This window comes from Neobacillus terrisolis, assembly GCF_051233475.1.
Taxonomy (GTDB): domain Bacteria; phylum Bacillota; class Bacilli; order Bacillales; family Cytobacillaceae; genus Bacillus_BU.
This window is the reverse complement of sequence record NZ_JBKFGH010000020.1, coordinates 36,053-54,537: the sequence shown is the minus strand read 5'-3', so window position 1 is coordinate 54,537 and position 18,485 is coordinate 36,053. Positions and strand designations below refer to the sequence as shown.

The 18,485-nt window shown below is 40.0% G+C and carries 18 protein-coding genes and 1 riboswitch; of the genes, 11 read left to right on the top strand and 7 right to left on the bottom strand.

Annotation, left to right across the window (positions count from 1 at the left end; genetic code table 11):
• The first annotated feature begins 77 nt into the window (after nt 1-77).
• The 4 genes from ACI48O_RS13370 to ACI48O_RS13355 all read left to right on the top strand — a co-directional run bounded on the left by ACI48O_RS13370 (nt 78) and on the right by ACI48O_RS13355 (nt 3,235).
• A complete protein-coding gene (locus ACI48O_RS13370; protein ID WP_435562434.1) occupies nt 78-626 on the top strand; it encodes a biotin transporter BioY in 549 nt (182 codons plus the stop codon).
• Between the two features lie 549 nt (nt 627-1,175).
• Entirely contained in the window at nt 1,176-1,466 is a 291-nt protein-coding gene (locus tag ACI48O_RS13365) for a hypothetical protein (protein ID WP_435562318.1), read from the top strand.
• Between the two features lie 26 nt (nt 1,467-1,492).
• Nucleotides 1,493-2,275, top strand: coding sequence for a membrane protein insertase YidC (yidC, locus tag ACI48O_RS13360; RefSeq protein ID WP_435562317.1), 783 nt, complete (start codon nt 1,493-1,495; stop codon nt 2,273-2,275).
• A 120-nt stretch (nt 2,276-2,395) separates the two neighbouring features.
• Nucleotides 2,396-3,235: an MBL fold metallo-hydrolase gene (locus ACI48O_RS13355; protein ID WP_435562316.1), complete on the top strand. Its 840-nt coding sequence runs from the start codon at nt 2,396-2,398 to the stop codon at nt 3,233-3,235.
• A gap of 486 nt (nt 3,236-3,721) precedes the next feature.
• On the opposite strand, the gene ACI48O_RS13350 is transcribed toward ACI48O_RS13355, so the two are convergent.
• A complete protein-coding gene (locus ACI48O_RS13350; protein WP_435562315.1) occupies nt 3,722-3,925 on the bottom strand; it encodes a DUF6501 family protein in 204 nt (67 codons plus the stop codon).
• A 241-nt stretch (nt 3,926-4,166) separates the two neighbouring features.
• Here ACI48O_RS13350 and sda point away from each other — a divergent pair, with 241 nt between their 5' ends.
• Nucleotides 4,167-4,301, top strand: a complete 135-nt coding sequence (sda, locus tag ACI48O_RS13345; RefSeq protein WP_435562314.1) for a sporulation histidine kinase inhibitor Sda — start codon at nt 4,167-4,169, stop codon at nt 4,299-4,301.
• A gap of 77 nt (nt 4,302-4,378) precedes the next feature.
• On the opposite strand, the gene ACI48O_RS13340 is transcribed toward sda, so the two are convergent.
• From ACI48O_RS13340 to ACI48O_RS13320, 5 genes are all read right to left on the bottom strand, one after another.
• A complete protein-coding gene (locus ACI48O_RS13340) occupies nt 4,379-4,612 on the bottom strand; it encodes a hypothetical protein (protein WP_435562313.1) in 234 nt (77 codons plus the stop codon).
• Between the two features lie 63 nt (nt 4,613-4,675).
• Nucleotides 4,676-5,872, bottom strand: coding sequence for an MFS transporter (locus ACI48O_RS13335; RefSeq protein WP_435562312.1), 1,197 nt, complete (start codon nt 5,870-5,872; stop codon nt 4,676-4,678).
• Nucleotides 5,873-5,891: 19 nt separating this feature from the next.
• Nucleotides 5,892-6,305, bottom strand: a complete 414-nt coding sequence (locus ACI48O_RS13330) for a MarR family winged helix-turn-helix transcriptional regulator (RefSeq protein WP_435562311.1) — start codon at nt 6,303-6,305, stop codon at nt 5,892-5,894.
• A gap of 124 nt (nt 6,306-6,429) precedes the next feature.
• On the bottom strand, nt 6,430-7,527 hold the full coding sequence (ribD, locus tag ACI48O_RS13325) for a bifunctional diaminohydroxyphosphoribosylaminopyrimidine deaminase/5-amino-6-(5-phosphoribosylamino)uracil reductase RibD (protein ID WP_435562310.1): 1,098 nt from the start codon (nt 7,525-7,527) through the stop codon (nt 6,430-6,432).
• A gap of 12 nt (nt 7,528-7,539) precedes the next feature.
• Nucleotides 7,540-8,283, bottom strand: a complete 744-nt coding sequence (locus ACI48O_RS13320; protein ID WP_435562309.1) for a GTP cyclohydrolase II — start codon at nt 8,281-8,283, stop codon at nt 7,540-7,542.
• Between the two features lie 391 nt (nt 8,284-8,674).
• Nucleotides 8,675-8,788: riboswitch (SAM riboswitch) on the top strand.
• 83 nt (nt 8,789-8,871) lie between these two features.
• On the opposite strand from ACI48O_RS13320, the gene ACI48O_RS13315 reads away from it, so the two are divergent.
• From ACI48O_RS13315 to metH, 4 genes are read left to right on the top strand one after another with little or no spacing between them, the layout of a single operon-like run.
• Complete coding sequence (locus tag ACI48O_RS13315) at nt 8,872-9,984, top strand: methionine biosynthesis PLP-dependent protein (protein WP_435562308.1); 1,113 nt, start codon at nt 8,872-8,874, stop codon at nt 9,982-9,984.
• On the top strand, nt 9,984-11,156 hold the full coding sequence (gene metC / locus ACI48O_RS13310; RefSeq protein ID WP_435562307.1) for a cystathionine beta-lyase: 1,173 nt from the start codon (nt 9,984-9,986) through the stop codon (nt 11,154-11,156). The genes ACI48O_RS13315 and metC overlap by 1 nt, the downstream gene beginning before the upstream one ends.
• A 2-nt stretch (nt 11,157-11,158) precedes the next feature.
• Nucleotides 11,159-13,024 (top strand): bifunctional homocysteine S-methyltransferase/methylenetetrahydrofolate reductase, encoded by a 1,866-nt coding sequence (locus ACI48O_RS13305; RefSeq protein ID WP_435562306.1) that lies wholly within the window; start codon nt 11,159-11,161, stop codon nt 13,022-13,024.
• Nucleotides 13,002-16,457 (top strand): methionine synthase, encoded by a 3,456-nt coding sequence (gene metH / locus ACI48O_RS13300; protein WP_435562305.1) that lies wholly within the window; start codon nt 13,002-13,004, stop codon nt 16,455-16,457. The genes ACI48O_RS13305 and metH overlap by 23 nt, the downstream gene beginning before the upstream one ends.
• Before the next feature lie 80 nt (nt 16,458-16,537).
• On the opposite strand, the gene ACI48O_RS13295 is transcribed toward metH, so the two are convergent.
• Nucleotides 16,538-17,293 (bottom strand): TraR/DksA C4-type zinc finger protein, encoded by a 756-nt coding sequence (locus ACI48O_RS13295; protein WP_435562304.1) that lies wholly within the window; start codon nt 17,291-17,293, stop codon nt 16,538-16,540.
• 372 nt (nt 17,294-17,665) lie between these two features.
• Here ACI48O_RS13295 and ACI48O_RS13290 point away from each other — a divergent pair, with 372 nt between their 5' ends.
• Together ACI48O_RS13290 and ACI48O_RS13285 are read left to right on the top strand one after the other, a co-directional pair.
• Nucleotides 17,666-17,836 (top strand): hypothetical protein, encoded by a 171-nt coding sequence (locus ACI48O_RS13290; RefSeq protein WP_435562303.1) that lies wholly within the window; start codon nt 17,666-17,668, stop codon nt 17,834-17,836.
• A gap of 116 nt (nt 17,837-17,952) precedes the next feature.
• Nucleotides 17,953-18,465: a DUF3231 family protein gene (locus tag ACI48O_RS13285; protein ID WP_435562302.1), complete on the top strand. Its 513-nt coding sequence runs from the start codon at nt 17,953-17,955 to the stop codon at nt 18,463-18,465.
• Nucleotides 18,466-18,485 lie beyond the last annotated feature (20 nt).

Genomic DNA, 18,485 nt, shown 5'->3' with positions numbered 1-18,485 from the left:
GTCAACTATATAAATATAACAGTTTACCTAAAAAGGAGAGTTTTTTTGTGAATCCACAACAACTTAAATTGAGAAAAATGATTATAACCGCTCTTTTCGCTGCAATTATTGGCGTTTTAGCACAAATCACCATTCCACTGCCACTAGTCCCTATTACCGGACAAACATTGGCGATTGGTTTAGCAGCAACTATCCTCGGTTCCAGATTGGGAACTGTGTCCGTCCTGTTGTATATTTTCATGGGAGCAGCCGGTGTTCCTGTTTTTGCTGAAATGAAAGCAGGCATCTCTGTTTTATTTGGTCCTACTGGCGGATATATAGTAGGATTTATCCCTGCAGCATTCTTGATTGGCTGGTATTTAGAGAAAACCTCTTTCCGCTTTACACAAGCTGTGATTGCCAACTCAATCGGGATGATCATTACGTTATTATTCGGAACAGTATGGTTAAAATTCGCCGCAAACCTCTCCTGGACTGCAGCCTTTTCTGGCGGCTTTGTCCCGTTTGTTATCGTAGGGTTTATTAAAGCAGCTTTAGCCTCTTGGTTGGGCGTTCTCGTACGCAACCGTTTAGTATCTGCTCGTTTGTTATTTACCACTAACTCAAATGAACCAAAACAAGCTTAATAGGTTATTGCTAGAACCGGATTCAACATGGTTGAATTCGGTTTTTTCTTTCGCCTTACCAATAACGCGAGATTTTGAAATCTAAAACTATCTTCCGTTATTGATGTTAAAAACCGGTGTGTTCGGGTATTAAACTATAATCAATAACCTTGATTGGTGTTAAAGACTGAAGTGCTTGGGTATAAAATTATAACCAATAGCCTTGATTGGTGTTAAAAACCGGTGTGTTCTCCAACAAAACTATAACCAATAGCCGGTATTGGTATTAAAAACTGGAGTGTTCTCGAATAAAACTATAACCAATAGCCCTGATTGGTGTTAAAAATCAGAGTGTTCTCATACAAAACTATTTCCAATAGCGCTGATTAACACCAAATCTCGAAATCGGAAACCACTAATCATGTATCCCAATATGTAATTCAAAATAAAATGAAACTATCTGCTCCCCTTTTTCGTATATATGCTAAATGAAATTCTGCTATTTACCATTGCTCTTATGAATATCTTTCTATATACTCATATCATTAGTGTTTTAAAGAGGTGAGAAGAATGCTCGAATACATCCTAGATTTTACCGATTTATATGCTGTTTATTCAATATATGCGGGCTTCGTTCTCGGTCTCTTATTAAAGCTGTTTATCGTATGGTCTCTTAAGGAAGCAAATTTTGAATTAATTACCAAAAAAATAGAATTTTCATTAACTATAAACGATTTTCAAATTCAAAAGAAAAGCCGAATTGTACCTAACCATATTCTTGTTTGGATCATAAAGTTTATCCGTAACAAAACAGGCACAGGTGATGACAAAGAAGCGAGTATGATTATCCTTCACCCATAGAAAAAATATTTTTTCAGGAGGAAATCATGAAATTTAATAAATCAACGCTTGTTCTATTTACCATTGGGGTTCTAACCCTTTTATTAACTGGGTGTTCACAAGCTACTACCCAAAATAATGATAGTTTGTTTCATCAATTTTTAGTTGAACCATTTACGATTGCCATACAAGGGTTGGCTAATCTTTTTCAAGGCAGTTTTGGATTAGCGATCATTTTCATCACGATCATTATTCGTTTAGTGTTAATGCCATTAATGCTAAGACAATATAAAAGCCAACAAGCGATGAAAGAAAAAATGGATGCTCTTAAGCCTGAATTAACTGAAATTCAGGAAAAAATTAAGAAAACAAAAGACCAGCAGGAGCAAGCAAAGCTTCAGCAAGAAATGTTTGGATTATACAAAAAGCACGGCGTTAATCCATTAGGGATGGGCTGCTTGCCAGTGTTAATTCAAATGCCTATTCTGATGGGGCTTTATTACGCTATTAGTAGTTCGAAGGAAATTGCCAGTCACTCCTTCCTTTGGTTTAATCTCGGTCACTCAGATATATGGATTACCCTCGTTGCCGGTCTGATCTACTATTTTCAGTTTAAAGTATCGCAATCAAACATGACCGTAGAACAACAGCAGCAAATGAAACTGATGGGTCTTATATCGCCTATCATGATTGTGTTCATGTCTCTTAATGCACCAGCTGCCCTTCCTTTATACTGGACAGTAGGTGGATTGTTTTTAGTAATCCAAACCCTGCTAGCTCGAAAAATGTATAAGACAAGTCCAAGTACTAGCCTTACATTAGAAAAATAATCATCATTTAGCGCTTGCCATTTTATCGGCAGGCGCTTTTTATTTTGTTCAAAGAAGTTGTTGTAATATTTCATGACGAGGCGGTGAAGCTAAGAAGAGAAAAACATGGGAGGTTTTTTTATGGAAAGAAGCCCATCAACTGAAACATTTATTCCGATGACAACTATATCAAGCGGCTTATCCCAAGAAATATTACCGGATGTTTTTTGTCTTCCCATCCAAGTTGTTAATACATGTTTTATTGGGAATCCAAAAGAAACCAATAAATGGGTTTTGATTGATGCCGGCATGCCTAAATCTGCCCCGAAAATTTTTGAAGCCGCCGAAGAACGTTTTGGGGAGAATCATAAGCCACAAGCGATTATTCTTACCCATGGTCATTTTGATCATGTTGGCGCAATTATTGATCTTTTAGAAGAATGGAATGTCCCGGTTTATGCACATAAATTAGAGCTTGATTTTTTGACCGGAACGAAAGATTACCCTGAGCCCGACCCTACTGTCGATGGTGGTTTACTTGCAAAAATATCACCACTTTTTCCGAATGAAGGAATTGATTTGGGCGAACACGTCCACCCATTGCCGACAGATGGAAGCGTCCCTGAAATGCCAGGCTGGAAATGGATCCACACCCCAGGTCATACACCGGGGCATATTTCATTGTTTCGCGAATCGGACCGCACCTTAATTGTGGGCGATGCATTTGTAACCGTTAAGCAAGAGTCGCTTTATCGAGTCCTCGTTCAGGAGCAAGAGATAAGCGGTCCTCCGCGCTATTTTACAACCGATTGGACCGCTGCATGGGATTCCGTCAAACGGCTGGAAGAGCTTAAGCCAAGCATCGCAATCACTGGACACGGCTTCCCAATGGTAGGAGAAGAATTAAGTGTCAATTTGAAGAAGTTGAGTGAGCAGTTTGTGGAGATTGCTATCCCTTCGCAAGGTAGGTATGTGAATTGAAGGCAAACTGACTTATGTGACCATTTTGGTGTTTTTGTATCACTGTTTTGGTCACATGAACCCGTCATGTGGCCACTTTCGCGATTTCGTGCCTTCGTTTCGGTCACATGAAACCGTCATGTGGCCACTTTCGTGATTTTCCACCTCTGTTTTGGTCACATGAACCTGCTATGTGACCATTTCAGCGATTTCCCACCTCTGTTTTGGTCACATGAACCAGCCATGTGACCACTTTCGTGATTTTCCCACTCTGTTTTGGTCACATGAACCCGTCATGTGGCCACTTTCGTGATTTTCCACCTCTGTTTTGGTCACATGAGACCATCATGTGACCACTTCAGCGAATTTTAGCCTTCGTTCAGGTCACATCAACTCGCTAAACGACCACTTTGAGGTTTTATGCCTGCTCTCTCAAGATACCCTAATAATAACAAAAAAAACCATAAAAAAAAGACTGCTAGAAATCCCTTCTAACAGCCCTCTTTCCTATGCTTCTTGAAAATACTCTTTATAATAGCCGCCAACTTTTCCAGAGTTATCGATAATGAAGTAAAACTCTTCTGTTTCATTTTTTACTTCATAGGTCTTCCCTGGAGTTAATACTTGGTTAACGACATATTTCTTTGCATTTGTATGAACACAGGTTACTTTTTTTACAGACTCACTGTCATGCCATGTTTTATTAATCAACTTAGCCACTCCTGTACTTAAAAAATTATTCCTTTTCAATTATAAAAATATAAAGTCTAAACCGCAACCATATAAACCAGGACTTAACAAAAAGGAGCAAAATATAAATTTTTAAAAATTAGGAATTTTGTCACAATTTTAACGCAAATGAAATAAAAATAAGGGTTTTCAAAATCATCAAAAACCTTTACAATAAATTCAAACTTAATAAATATTTCCTTAATACCGAGGAGGCATGCAAATGAAAATTATGAGTAATGAGCAGTTAATCGTCTCGTATCGTGATGCACTAAAGTCGGATAAGGATCAAGATTGGATTAAGCTTCTTAAGGATGAAATTCAAAGACGTGGTTTAAGACCATTTAAAAAAGGCTAAATTAACAACACCGCTGTTTATATAACAGCGGTGTTTCTTTTTTATAAATCAAATAAAAAAAACCGAACTTAATCGGTTTATGGAAAGTCCATGAAGGAAAAGTCCTTTAATGATTGGGGATGCTTCCGTTTCTCTGAAAGGTATGCACCAATGATTTCTTTGGCTTCCACATGAAGGTCTGATTCTGTGCATGACAAGCAATGCTGAAACCTAGCTCCAGTTAGAAAAACATCTATTCCATCCTCATTTGGAAATTCTACATTTACCTCGTAATTTGAAAACCGATGTGAACTGTGCTTATGTTCATGCATTATATTGCTTCCCTCCATTTATCAACTCTTCTTTATATTCATTATATACCAAATTTTCTGTCTTTAGTTATGTCCATTTTCCAAACAATGTTCGACCTTGATTTTCGTCACCTTTCGACCATGAATCAGGTAATATACTAAAATTCCAAGTAATATAATGACAGAACTTAATTGATAAATTACGTCCAAGCCCACTTTACTCATGACCAATCCCACAACAAAGGATCCTATTCCAATTCCTAAATCAAAAATAGAAAGATAGGTCGCAGTCGCCATCCCTCTCCGTTTTGGAGCTGCATATTGAACAGCAATGGTTTGGAAGCTAGGAGAAGCTGTTCCCCATCCAAGTCCGATTAAGGCCGCAGCAATAATAAATAATATTGAAGAATTCACGATACCGAGGACATACATCCCAACGGCGAAGCAAATTAGAGAAGGATAGATAATCCAATTTTCTCCATATAAATCAAACCATTTTCCTGTAAACGGTCTTGAAAGCAATAATACGATTGCATAAATTACAAAGAACCAGCTTGAAATACTCATTAGCCCTACTTCATTGGCAAAGACTGAAACAAAAGAAAGAATCGATGCATAGACAAAGCCTAATAGTCCACCCAACAAAGCAATAGGAACAGCTGTGCCTTCAAAAAGATCGCCCCATTTAAATTGTGTTGGGACCGCTGTCCTCAGTTGACTTGGCAGCTTAATTCCAAAACCACAAATTAGCGATAGGAGCGTGCTGAAAATGCAGACTACAAATAGTACGGAGATATTCCATTGATTGATTGCGGTTAGGCCAATGAATGGGCCCACTACCATTGCTATTGTAGTTGATAATACAAAGTATCCCATCCCTTCCCCTCTCCTTGAATCTGGGAGGATATCAGCGACGATAGCACCCATGGCTGTCGTACTCATGCCAAACCCTAATCCATGAATAAAGCGAAGGATTAATAGACTAGAAATCGAATCAGGTACAAAATAAAAAAGTGTAGCAAAACTAAACAAGATGAGAGCACTCAATAATGTACGTTTTTTACCGTACCGTTCCAACCAATAACCAGCAAATGGACGAATAACTATCGCCGCAACTAAAAAAACGGTTGTCAGCAAACCGGCTTCTGCATTTTGTGAATGCAAATGATTGATCGCATAGATTGGCAGGGAAACGAGAAGGATGTAAAATGCGAAAAAAACAAAAAAGTTGCCTATCGCAACGAGTAAAAAGTTCTTTGTCCATAATGCAGAATTGTTCATTTTTTTAAAACCTCTTTTTCTAAAGTTTGAACAGCCACCCCGAAATTAAGGTAGAAAGTTCTTGTCTTTTTGCCTCAGGCAAGGACAGTAATAGTGATTGATTCAAATCTAAAACGGCTTTTTCCCATTTAGGAAAATCCATCATCGCTTTGTCTGTTAATTTAATATACTTCTTGCGCTTATCAGCACCGAAATCATGTAGGACATATCCTTGTTCTGTTAATCGTTTAATCGTCCGGGCCATTGGTGGTGCTTCTACAGATAAATAGTCACAAAGCTCCCTTTGTGTTAAGGTCCCTTTCTGTTTAAGAACAAACAAAACCGACCATTGCGCACTATATAACCCAAATGGCTGTAATACTTCGTTTAATTTTTTCGTTAATTTTCTAGACAACTGATGGATCTGATGTAACAATTGGTGATTCTCGTGCATGGCATCCCCTCATATTCATTACCTAGGTAACTATTTATTATTAAAAAAAGTAACTATTTCAGTGAATGAAATAGTTACTTAGGTAAGTATATGGAAACCAACTTTAATTGTCAAAGTTTTTTTCCTATTCCTTAAGTGGATATGCTGTAATACAAAGGTCCCTACCATAATGCTCAATAGCATGTATTTCAACATTTAATGCCTCATTCATGCTTTCTGCATCCTTTCCTGCAAATGGTGTTAATGAATTCCGGCCACCTAACAGTTTTGGAGCGATATAAATTAAATATTTATTGATTAAGCTTTTCTTTAAAAAGGCTCCGTTTAACTCACTGCCGCCTTCAAGCAAAATATCGGTTATCCCTTTTTCAAACAGTATTTTTAAGGCATGCTGTAAATCAAGTCCAGCATTCGTCACAGGGACAGTAATGACCTCTACCCCCTTCTCTTTAAATAGAGCAAGTTTATTTTGATCAACCCCATCACCGGTTATGATCCAAGTTTGGGCTTCTGAAGTCTCTGTTACCTGTGCATCTAACGGCAGCCGTAAATGGGTATCAAGGATGACTCGAACCGGGTTTTTCCCACCCTCCGGCAGTCGTGTCGTCAGCTGGGGATTGTCCGCTAGGACTGTACCAATCCCAACCATAATGGCATCGACTTCGTTCCGTAAATGGTGAACGGATTCTCTTGCCTCACTACTCGTGATCCATTGAGAATGCCCGTTTGCGGCAGCAATTTTCCCATCAAGCGTCATCGCAACTTTTGAAACAACAAAAGGAGTATTGGTTAACATATTATGAATAAATCTTTCATTTAAGCGATGCGCTTCCTGCTCCATTACTCCAACAATTACATCAATGCCTGCTTCTTGAAGAATGTTTATCCCTCGCCCTGCCACCAGCGGGTTAGGGTCCTGCATGGCGATCACAACCTTTTTAACACCTGAATTTTTAACTAATTCAGCACATGGCGGGGTCTTTCCATAGTGTGAACATGGCTCTAAGGTCACATATAATGTTGCATCTTTAGCATGGTCCCCCGCCATTCTAAAGGCGTGCACCTCTGCATGAGGTTCACCAGCCTTGCGATGCAGACCCGAGCCGACAATCATCCCGTTTTTTACAATGACAGCACCTACTAATGGGTTAGGGTTTGTCTTTCCCCTTGCGGAAGCCGCTAATTCTAAAGCAAGATTCATATAATATTGGTCAGTTTTCATACGGATTACTCCTTATATAGTTATTTCCTTCTGCTCTGGTATGTGCCCGGATTTCATTACTTTTGTTTCTAAGTACTTCTTATTATAAAGGTTGCTATCTCCCCATAACGGTTGATGAGAATCAGCAGATAAACCTTTTTCCTTTAAAGCGAAAAGTTTTTTAGGATTGTTTGTAATTAGAATAACGGGCTTAGATCGCAATTCTTGTAAAATCATTAAAGGTTCTTCGTAAGTACGGAGGTCATCTTCAAAGCCAAGCGCATGGTTTGCTTCAACGGTATCGTACCCTTCCTCTTGAAGCAGATAAGCGAGCGACTTGGAAAAAAGACCGATTCCTCTACCTTCGTGGTTGGCTAAGTAAAATAGGGCCCCATGGCCATTTTCAACTATCATCTTTAGGGACTGGTGCAGTTGATACCCACAATCACAGCGTTTACTCCCAAAAATATCGCCGGTGTGACAGATACTATGGAAGCGGACTAAAGGATGGTCGCTATTCTCGAAGTCTCCATAAACCAAGATAGATGATTGTTGAAGATCCGCCAATGATGCTGTTGTAATTGAATCAAGTACAGAATCTTTATCTATTGTATCCTCTTTTAATTTTAACCAAGTATACCATTTAAATGTAACTACTTTATTTTCTAATTGTATTGGCAATGTCACCGGGCCAACTAAACAAACACTGGACTGGTCCTGATTCTGAACGATTTTCATTTTCTCTTTTAATCTATTTTTTATATCAATTGTTAACATATTTTATTCTCCTATTTCTGTATACTCATTTTGTATGTTCTGAGCATAAAATAGTAAACAACACGCGTCAAATAAAAAACCTTCACCTTCCCTTCTTTTAAATTGCTCTGTTAAATCTGGATGTTGATTTCCGCTACAGGCGCTCGCTTTCCGCGGGCGATCCGGGAGCCTCCTCGGCGCTGTCGCGCCTGCGGGGTCTCCCGTGATCCGCTTCTCCCGCAGGAGTCTCACGCCTTCCGCTCCAATCAACATCGTGATCAAAAACAATCACGAATTTTAACATAGCTTTAATGTAAAATAGTAATTATTATATTTACCGAATATTTTAATAAAGTAATTGACATGTTAATAGGTAATATAGTAAAGTTTAAAAAAATCGAATATTATTGAGTTCTTATCCAGAGAGGTCGAGGGTATGGCCCTATGACACCTCAGCAACCATCAGTGGCTTGTTCATTGATAAGGTGCTAAGTCCAGCAAGTTTTTAAAACTTGAAAGATAAGAAGAATGGCTAAATGTCCTAACCTACTAAAGTCTTCTTCTTATAAGAAGGCTTTTTTTATTATCTTAACTAGAGGAGTGGCGGCTTTGTATAAAATTGACACAGTACTAGCACAAATTGGAAACCGAAGCGAAACAACAACAGGAACAGTAAATCCTCCAGTCTACTTTTCGACCGCATATCGGCATGAAGGGATTGGGCAATCAACAGGTTTTGATTATATCCGTACAGGAAACCCCACTAGAAAAATTCTTGAGCAAGCCATAGCAGAACTAGAAAACGGCGACCAGGGGTATGCTTGCAGTTCAGGTATGGCCGCCATCCTTACCATCCTTTCTATTTTCCAATCGGGGGATGAGTGGATTGTTTCAAAGGATTTGTATGGCGGCACTTACCGCATATTAGAGCAAGGTTTTAAAAAATGGGGCTTAACCAGCCATTATGTGAACACAACACATCCGGAGGAGATTATCAAATACATATCTCCAAAAACGAAAGCAATCTTTATCGAAACACCTACGAATCCGTTAATGGAGCAAACCGATATTAGTGCTGTTGCAGCGATTGCCAAGGAACACGGGGTTCTTTTAATCGTTGACAACACCTTTTATACTCCTCTTCTGCAAAAGCCGATTAATCTTGGTGCAGATATTGTGATTCACAGTGCAACGAAATACTTAGGCGGACATAATGATGTACTCGCAGGATTAATCGTCGCAAAAGGAAAAGAGCTTTGTGAAAGTCTCGCTCTTTATCATAATGCTGCCGGAGCCGTATTAAGCCCGTTTGATTCATGGTTGTTAATCCGCGGTATGAAGACCTTATCATTGCGGATGGAACGGCATGAGAAAAATGCTAAGGCTGTTGTTGAGTACTTATCTGCTCATGATGATGTGATCGATGTTCTATACCCGGGAAGAGGCGGAATGGTTTCATTCCGGATTAAAGACGAAACTTGGGTGAATCCATTTTTACAAAATATGAAGCTCATATCATTCGCGGAAAGCTTAGGTGGGGTCGAGAGCTTTATTACCTATCCATCAACCCAAACACATGCCGACATTCCTGAACAGATAAGACTAGAAACGGGTGTCTGTAACCGGTTGTTACGCTTTTCTGTCGGCTTAGAGGACGCAGAAGATATTATTAATGATTTAAACCATGCTTTAACCAATGCTAAAAAGGAGGTAGCTGTGTAATGGAAAACGATTTCTCATTTGAAACAAAATTACTTCACAATCGTCACAAGATTGACCCGGCAACAGGTGCTGTTAGTGTACCGATTCAGCACGCCTCAACCTTCCATCAGTTTGACATCGATCAATTTGGAAAATATGATTATAGCCGCAGTTTAAACCCTACCCGGGAAGCATTGGAGGAAGTCATTGCTGATTTAGAAGGCGGTACAAAAGGGTTTGCTTTTTCATCGGGAATGGCAGCTATCTCTACAGCCTTTCTCCTTCTTTCTCAAAACGATCATGTTATTATTACAGAAGATGTATATGGTGGTACCTTCCGGATGGTTACGGAGGTACTAACCCGGTACGGAATTGAACATACATTTGTTGATATGACAAACCTTGAAAAAGTGAAACAAGCCATTAAGCCCAACACAAAGCTCTTTTATGTTGAAACACCGTCTAATCCATTGCTGAAGGTTACTGATATAAGCGCTATTTGTCAATTAGCAAAACAATGCGGAGCACTAACTTTTGTCGACAATACCTTTCTTACCCCAGCACACCAAAGGCCGCTGGAACTAGGTGCTGATGTTGTACTTCATAGCGCAACCAAATTCCTGTCTGGACATAGCGATGTTGTTGCAGGCCTTGCGGTTGTTAAAGATGAAGCATTAGGAAAAAGACTAGGGTATCTGCAAAATGCTTTTGGGGCGATATTAGGTGTCCAAGATGCTTGGCTCGTCCTTAGAGGATTAAAAACATTACATGTGCGGCTTGAGCATTCTGTTAAATCTGCTCAGAAAATTGCAGAATTTTTACAAACACAACCATTGGTTAAAAACGTGTATTACCCAGGCTTAACCGACCACCCGCAGTACGATTTACAGCATAAACAGGCCCAAAGTCCAGGAGCAGTATTATCGTTTGAATTACAAGATGAAGCCCTGCTCCGGTCGTTTATCGCAAAGGTAAAAATACCAGTTTTTGCGGTTAGCTTGGGAGCGGTTGAATCCATCCTTTCTTATCCAGCTAAGATGTCGCATGCATCTATGCCAGAGTCTGAACGTTTACAACGAGGAATTAGCAATACTTTGCTTCGTCTCTCTGTTGGACTAGAAAATACTGATGATCTCATTGCTGATTTTAAATCCGCTTTACAGGATCATGCTAAAAACCCAGTAGAGGTGTAAAAATGAGTTTCCTTACTAAACTAGAAAAACAAATTCTTATTGGGGACGGTGCAATGGGCACCCTTCTCTATTCATATGGAAAGGACAGCTGTTTAGAAGAGTTGAACCTGTCCCGCCCAGAGCAAATTCTGTCGATTCATACGGCCTATATCAACGCTGGTGCCGATATTATCCAAACGAATACGTACGCAGCTAATTACTTGAAACTAGCTCGATATGGTCTGGAAGATTCCGTTAAAGCAATAAACAGTTCGGCTGTACAGATTGCCAAAAAAGCAGCAAACGGAAAAACATATGTCCTTGGAACAATTGGTGGAAATCGCGGAATAAAGCCTAACAGCATCCAGCTGGACGATATTAGAACAAGTTTCCATGAACAGTTATACGCCTTACTTGTTGAGGGTGTTGATGGAATCTTGCTTGAAACGTATTATGATCTTGAGGAAATGGAATCCGTACTCTCAATTGCCAGAAGAGAAACGGAACTGCCGATTGTGGCCCAACTTTCTATGCAAGAGGTTGGATTCATGCAGGATCATACTCCGATTGCAGACGCACTTCACAGGCTAGAAAATTTAGGGGCAGATGTCGTCGGCTTAAATTGTCGCCTTGGCCCACACCATATGTTAAAAGCTTTAGAGGATGTCCCTCTTCCAAAACATTCTTATTTATCAGCCTACCCAAATGCAAGTTTACCGGCTTATACAGACGGAGTATTTCATTATGAAGGGGATGCGGAATATTTTCGCAAGTCGGCTCATGCATTTAGGGACCAGGGGGTTCGATTATTAGGTGGCTGCTGCGGAACGACGCCGGACCATATTCGCGCATTTGCTGAAGAGCTTCGCAATGTTCCACCTATTACTGAAAAAACAAACAAGCCTAAACAAGAAAAAATTGTCATTGAACCTAAGCCCGCAAAACGGGATATCCCACCCTTGCATGAAATTGTGAAGGAGCGTCCTTCGATTCTTGTCGAACTAGACCCGCCAAGAAAATTGGATACGACTCGTTTCTTTGAGGGTGCAAAAGCGTTAAAGGAAGTTGGAATTGATGCGATCACGCTTGCCGACAATTCACTTGCCTCACCACGCATATCCAACTCAGCGATAGGACATCTAGTCAAAACACAGATCGGACTAAGACCATTAATCCATATTACTTGTCGTGATCGAAATATTATTGGGTTACAATCACATTTAATGGGCTTGCACACGCTTGGTTTACATGATGTTCTTGTCATCACTGGCGATCCAGCCCGTGTCGGTGATTTTCCGGGTGCTTCTTCCGTATATGATGTTTCATCATTTGAATTAATATCAATGGTTAAAAAATTAAATGACGGTCTTTCAGTTTCTGGAAAGGAACTTGGTCAAAAATCAACCTTTTCAGTAGCTTCCGCATTTAATCCTAATGTTCGTTCTTTAGAAAAAGCTGTTATCAGAATGGAAAAGAAAATTGCCCATGGAGCAGATTACTTTATTACTCAACCGGTTTTTTCAGAAGAAAAGCTGTATGAGGTTTACGAGGCAACCAAGCATATAACTGCGCCAATCTATATTGGTTTAATGCCATTAACTAGCTACAGAAACATGGAATTTTTACACAATGAAGTACCGGGAATAAAGATTTCCGACTCCATCCGTGCACAAATGACAAAATTTAAGGATGATCCTGAGAGAGCAACTCAGGAAGGTTTAGTCATCACCAAATCTTTAATAGATGCAGCTTTAGAGCTGTTTAATGGAATCTATTTGATTACTCCATTTCTTCGCTACGAACTCACCGTCGAGTTGGCAGACTATACGAACAAGAGGATCGCTTTAAATTCAAGGGGGAAGAACAATGTCCAAAGCATCATTCACTGATCAATTAAATAAAAGGATCCTAATAATGGACGGTGCAATGGGGACGATGCTGCAACAGGCTAATTTGACGGCTGATGATTTTGGTGGCGAGCAATTCGATGGTTGCAATGAAAATTTAAACCTTACCCGTCCTGATGTCATCGAAGCTATTCACTTAGAGTACCTGATTGCAGGAGCTGACATTATTGAAACCAATACCTTTGGGGCTACAAGCATTGTCCTTGATGAGTACCAGCTTGGGCATAAAGCCTATGAAATAAATAAAAAAGCAGCGCTGATTGCTAGAAAGGCCGCTGATCTTGTATCGACTCCCGATCACCCTCGCTTTGTCGCTGGGTCAATGGGGCCAACCACAAAAACATTAAGTGTTACAGGTGGAACTACTTTTGCCGCCTTGGCTGACACTTATGAGGAACAAGCAATTGGCTTAATTGACGGTGATGTTGATTTGCTTTTGCTGGAAACAAGCCAAGACCTACTGAATGTTAAAGCTGGCTTTACTGGAATTGAACGCGCCTTCGAAAAAACAGGAAAAAAATTGCCTTTAATTATATCCGGAACAATCGAACCAATGGGTACTACCCTTGCCGGTCAATCGATCGATGCTTTCTACATCTCGGTTCAGCACATGAACCCTGTCGCGGTTGGATTGAATTGTGCAACCGGTCCTGAATTTATGCAGGACCATATTCGCTCATTGGCCAATCTCGCTTCTACCTCTGTCATTTGCTATCCTAATGCCGGTTTACCGGATGAGGAAGGTCATTATCATGAAACACCTGATATATTAGCTAAAAAGCTGTCCGATTTTGCAAAGGAAGGTTGGTTAAACATTGTCGGAGGCTGCTGTGGGACAACCCCGGCACATATTAAGGCTATTTCTGACGTTATGAAAAATTATCAACCCCACACTCCAGAAGAAAATTCAACTCATATGGTTTCCGGGATTGAGCCATTTATTTATGATGATCCTACCCTACGTCCAATCATGGTCGGTGAACGCACAAATGTCATTGGTTCCCGCAAGTTCAAGCGTTTGATTGGCGAAGGAAAATTTGAGGAAGCTGCTGAAATTGCCAGAGCTCAAGTCAAAGGCGGTGCCCATGTCATTGACCTATGTCTTGCCGATCCAGACCGCGATGAATTACAGGATATGGAGGGCTTTATTAAAGAAGTGGTCAAAAAAGTCAAGGTACCTCTTGTTATTGATTCCACTGATGAAGCAGTTATCGAAAAAGCCCTCACCTATTCGCAAGGAAAAGCGATTATTAACTCAATTAACCTTGAAGACGGTGAAGAACGCTTTGCGGCGATTACACCATTAATCCACCGCTACGGAGCTGCCGTGGTCGTTGGAACGATTGATGAAAAGGGCATGGGCGTTACGGCAGAGCGTAAGCTGGAAATTGCCAAACGTTCTTATGACTTACTCGTCAACAAATATAAAATTCAGCCCCAGGATATTATTTTTGACCCGTTAGTCTTCCCTGTTGGAACGGGTGATGAACAATACATTGGCTCAGCGAAAGCAACGGTTGATGGGATTCGAATGATAAAAGAAGCATTCCCAAAAACACAAACGGTTCTTGGTATCAGTAATGTTTCCTTCGGTTTACCTGGGGTAGGCAGAGAAATTTTAAACTCTGTTTTCTTATACCACTGTACTCAGGCAGGCTTGGATTATGCGATTGTAAACACAGAAAAGCTTGAAAGATTTGCCTCGATTTCTAAAGAGGAGGTTGCACTAGCTGAAAAGCTTTTATTTGAAACAACCGATGAAACGCTCGCAACCTTTACCGATTTTTATCGTGACAAAAAGAAGGAAGCAAAACAGACCGTACCAAATATGACATTAGAGGAACGATTAAGCTACTATATCGTAGAGGGAACAAAAGAAGGGTTAATTCCAGACTTAGACGAAGCATTATCAAAGTACCCTGCCCCGCTTGACATTATCAACGGCCCGTTAATGGTTGGGATGAAGGAAGTTGGGCGGCTCTTTAATGATAATCAATTAATTGTTGCCGAGGTCCTGCAAAGTGCGGAAGTTATGAAGGCGGCTGTTGCGTTCCTTGAACCACATATGGAAAAAGACAGTTCAACCGCTTCGAAAGGGAAAATTATATTAGCTACTGTTAAAGGTGATGTTCACGACATTGGTAAAAATCTTGTCGACATTATTTTAAGCAACAATGGCTACGATGTAATTGATCTGGGAATTAAAGTAACCCCTGCTGACCTTGTTGCTGCGATTAAGAAGGAAGAACCAGATATCGTAGGCTTGTCAGGACTATTAGTTAAATCAGCTCAACAAATGGTGATTACCGCCCATGATATGAAGCAATCAGGAATTAATGTTCCTATTTTAGTTGGTGGAGCTGCTTTATCTCGAAAATTCACCGATACAAAGATTTCAAAGGAATATGACGGGATTGTTTTGTATGCCAAAGATGCTATGAATGGATTAGACTTAGCCAATCAGCTGCAAAATCCTGCTGATCTTGAGAAATTAGTTCTAGAAAAAGAAACAAAGAGATCATTGTTAGATCAACAAGCTGAGGTTGTAAAGACGAGCAGTGTTGCAACTGCAGTTAGAGTAGGATCTAATGTTCGGACAGACGTTCCGGTATATTTGCCAAAGGATACTGACCGTCATGTTGTCAAAAGCTATACCTTAGCCCATATTGAACCCTATATTAATAAACAGATGCTTTTAGGACATCATTTAGGTGTTAAGGGTAATATCGAAAAGCTGCTTGCATCAGGCGATGAAAAAGCCGTCAAAATTAATGAAATGGTTACTCAATTGATCGAGGATGCAAAAAAGAATAACTGGATTCAGCCAGCTGCTGTCTATCACTTCTTTCCTGCACAAAGTTCAGGGAACAAGATCTTTATCTATGATCCGCAAGATCAGCAAAAAGTGCTGCAAGAGTTTGATTTCCCTCGCCAAAGCACAGAACCACATCTTTGCTTGAGTGATTATATTAGGTCCGTTGAGAGCGGCCAAATGGATTATGTTGGATTCTTTACTGTTACAGCTGGTCCTGGAATTCGTGAAGTTGCCGAGCAATTAAAGGCAGAAGGAAGATTCTTGGAATGCCACGCCCTTCAGGCTTTAGCTTTAGAAAGTGCAGAAGGACTCGCAGAACTTATCCACAGACAGATGCGCGATCGTTGGGGATTCCCGGATCCTGTTGAGTTTACAATGAAGGATCGCTTTTCAGCCAAATACCAAGGTCAGCGTTACTCTTTTGGATACCCGGCATGTCCTGAGCTAGAGGACCAAACAAAGCTCTTCTCGCTTTTGCAGCCTGAAGAAATTGGGGTACGTTTAACTGAAGGCTTTATGATGGAACCTGAAGCATCCGTTTCAGGTATGGTATTTGCTCATCCAGATGCAAGATATTTTACCGTATTAAAAAATGACTAACCAACTTGTTTATTAGGACATTTTAATTCCTCGCGAAGGATATAAGAAATAAAGAAAACTCGCCCCCTGGCGAGTTTTCTTTATTTTTCATCCTCTGTGTAAGGGTCATGTTCAACGGGAGGTAAATCTCCAAAGGCTGTCATAATTCCTTCCTCATCGAGAGCTTCTTCATAATGATCATGCTGTTCGTTTGGATAAACCGTTACATTTTTTCCATACATATCATTTCCAACGAAATTCTCAAAATCCTCTACATACCCGATGTTTTCATCGGCCTCATTATAACTGTTTTCATAGCGGTCATTTGGAAACGCAAAGTCTGAAGGGGTTTCAGAAGTGCCCCACTCTGCTACTTCTTGCCATGAATCCTCGGCATCATAGACAACAGATTCATCTTCTTCATCTAAATCAAATTTTCCAAACGGCGGAAGCAATACACCTTCCTCAAGTGGACGTTTATAAGAAATATCCTCATCAGGAGTATGTTTTACACAATAAGTAGTAGTAGGAAGTACTTCAAGTCGTTCAAGTGGTATTTCAGTCCCACACACCTCGCACTTCCCATAGGTTCCTTGTTCAATTGCTTGTAGTGCTTTATCTATATTTTTTAAATGGAGCTCTTCATGCTCATTTAACGCAATGTCCTTTTCTCTTTCATAAAGGTCCGTTCCTTCATCAGCTGGATGATTATCGTAGCTCGATAACTCTCCCATCGCCTCATGGTAGTGACCTCTTTGTAACCCAAAATGGTCGTTTTGATCAAACCTTTCCAATAATTCCTTTTTCTCATTATTTAATTGCGTTTGGAAATTGGATAATTGCTGTGATGTAAGCATATTCGAACTCCTTTCAAAAACGTAAATGGGAAAAATAATGCTTTGAGTCATCTTTCTTATCATTCGCTTTTTAAATTGGGCTGTTGATTTCCGCTCCAGGTGCTCCCGAACCTTAGGGGGAGTCCGGGAGCCTCCTCGGCGCAAAGCGCCTGTGGGGTCTCCCGTGACACCTTCTCCCGCAGGAGTCTCGCACCTTCCGCTCCATTCAACAGAATGCTCAAGATCAACATTGTTCTTTAACACAGCCTTTTTATAAGCTTAGTTTTCCAAAGTACTCCTCTTTCATTCTTCATGATTGTTTATCGTTCTGAATAAAAACATCATTCAAATCTGATGATAATGTAGGAGTACATTTTTTAAGGAGTGAAATTCATGGTAAATGAAAACTTTAATAAATTTAATGAAATCCAGAAAAAACATCAATCCGCTTATATAAGCAATGAAAAGGTTGATAATAAAGGTGGCTTTAATTCTTCAGACTATAACAGTCAAGAAAATACGGATAAAGCAATTGGTGCAACTGGAAGAAGTAGAAAAAAATAGTGTAACACGATTTAATTATAAGAATATTTTTTATCGGTTTTTCAAAAAGTAAAAAAGGATTTGAAGATCCACAAAGGAGTAGTAAATTGACTAAACTAAACTTTAGGGGTGTCGTTATGGGTATTTTAAGTGGGAATCCGCAGGATGAACCGCTTCACTATGGTGAGGTATTTGGCGTATGGGGGTATTTATTAGCTGCTAAAGGAATGCTTGCTGGCTATCAAACCTATTCAAATCATACAGGTGATAAGGACCTAAAAAGGTTAATTGAAGAAGCTATGGAGGGGCTGAAACAAGAAATTCATCAGACAGAAGAATTGCTAAAAATAAATGGGGTGGGACTTCCGCCTTCTCCTCCTGAACGCCCTGTGGCTGATTTGGAAGCTATTCCGGTGGGTGCAAGATTTAATGACCCTGAAATTGCCGCTTCTATTTCAAAAGATATCGCCCAAGGCTTAATTGCCTGCAGTCAAATTATTGGACAGGCCATTCGCGAGGATATTCCGATGATGTTTGGTCTATTTCATACTGCAAAAATGCAGTTAGGCGGCAAATTTTTGCGCTTAAACAAAGAAAAGGGCTGGTTGATTCCTCCTCCCCTTCACTTAAACACTGCAGAAAAAGAATAAAGCTTCTCACACAAAAACCT

What these genes read in the sequence shown, in the direction of transcription:
- ACI48O_RS13285 (WP_435562302.1), top strand. Translation starts at nt 17,953, where the DNA reads ATGGGTATTTTAAGTGGGAATCCGCAGGATGAACCGCTTCACTATGGT.
- ACI48O_RS13330 (WP_435562311.1), bottom strand. Translation starts at nt 6,305, where the DNA reads ATGCACGAGAATCACCAATTGTTACATCAGATCCATCAGTTGTCTAGA.
- ACI48O_RS13320 (WP_435562309.1), bottom strand. Translation starts at nt 8,283, where the DNA reads ATGTTAACAATTGATATAAAAAATAGATTAAAAGAGAAAATGAAAATC.
- ACI48O_RS13370 (WP_435562434.1), top strand. Translation starts at nt 78, where the DNA reads ATGATTATAACCGCTCTTTTCGCTGCAATTATTGGCGTTTTAGCACAA.
- metC (WP_435562307.1), top strand. Translation starts at nt 9,984, where the DNA reads ATGGAAAACGATTTCTCATTTGAAACAAAATTACTTCACAATCGTCAC.
- ACI48O_RS13305 (WP_435562306.1), top strand. Translation starts at nt 11,159, where the DNA reads ATGAGTTTCCTTACTAAACTAGAAAAACAAATTCTTATTGGGGACGGT.
- sda (WP_435562314.1), top strand. Translation starts at nt 4,167, where the DNA reads ATGAAAATTATGAGTAATGAGCAGTTAATCGTCTCGTATCGTGATGCA.
- ACI48O_RS13365 (WP_435562318.1), top strand. Translation starts at nt 1,176, where the DNA reads ATGCTCGAATACATCCTAGATTTTACCGATTTATATGCTGTTTATTCA.
- ACI48O_RS13355 (WP_435562316.1), top strand. Translation starts at nt 2,396, where the DNA reads ATGGAAAGAAGCCCATCAACTGAAACATTTATTCCGATGACAACTATA.
- yidC (WP_435562317.1), top strand. Translation starts at nt 1,493, where the DNA reads ATGAAATTTAATAAATCAACGCTTGTTCTATTTACCATTGGGGTTCTA.
- ACI48O_RS13290 (WP_435562303.1), top strand. Translation starts at nt 17,666, where the DNA reads ATGGTAAATGAAAACTTTAATAAATTTAATGAAATCCAGAAAAAACAT.
- ACI48O_RS13335 (WP_435562312.1), bottom strand. Translation starts at nt 5,872, where the DNA reads ATGAACAATTCTGCATTATGGACAAAGAACTTTTTACTCGTTGCGATA.
- ribD (WP_435562310.1), bottom strand. Translation starts at nt 7,527, where the DNA reads ATGAAAACTGACCAATATTATATGAATCTTGCTTTAGAATTAGCGGCT.
- ACI48O_RS13295 (WP_435562304.1), bottom strand. Translation starts at nt 17,293, where the DNA reads ATGCTTACATCACAGCAATTATCCAATTTCCAAACGCAATTAAATAAT.
- metH (WP_435562305.1), top strand. Translation starts at nt 13,002, where the DNA reads ATGTCCAAAGCATCATTCACTGATCAATTAAATAAAAGGATCCTAATA.
- ACI48O_RS13340 (WP_435562313.1), bottom strand. Translation starts at nt 4,612, where the DNA reads ATGCATGAACATAAGCACAGTTCACATCGGTTTTCAAATTACGAGGTA.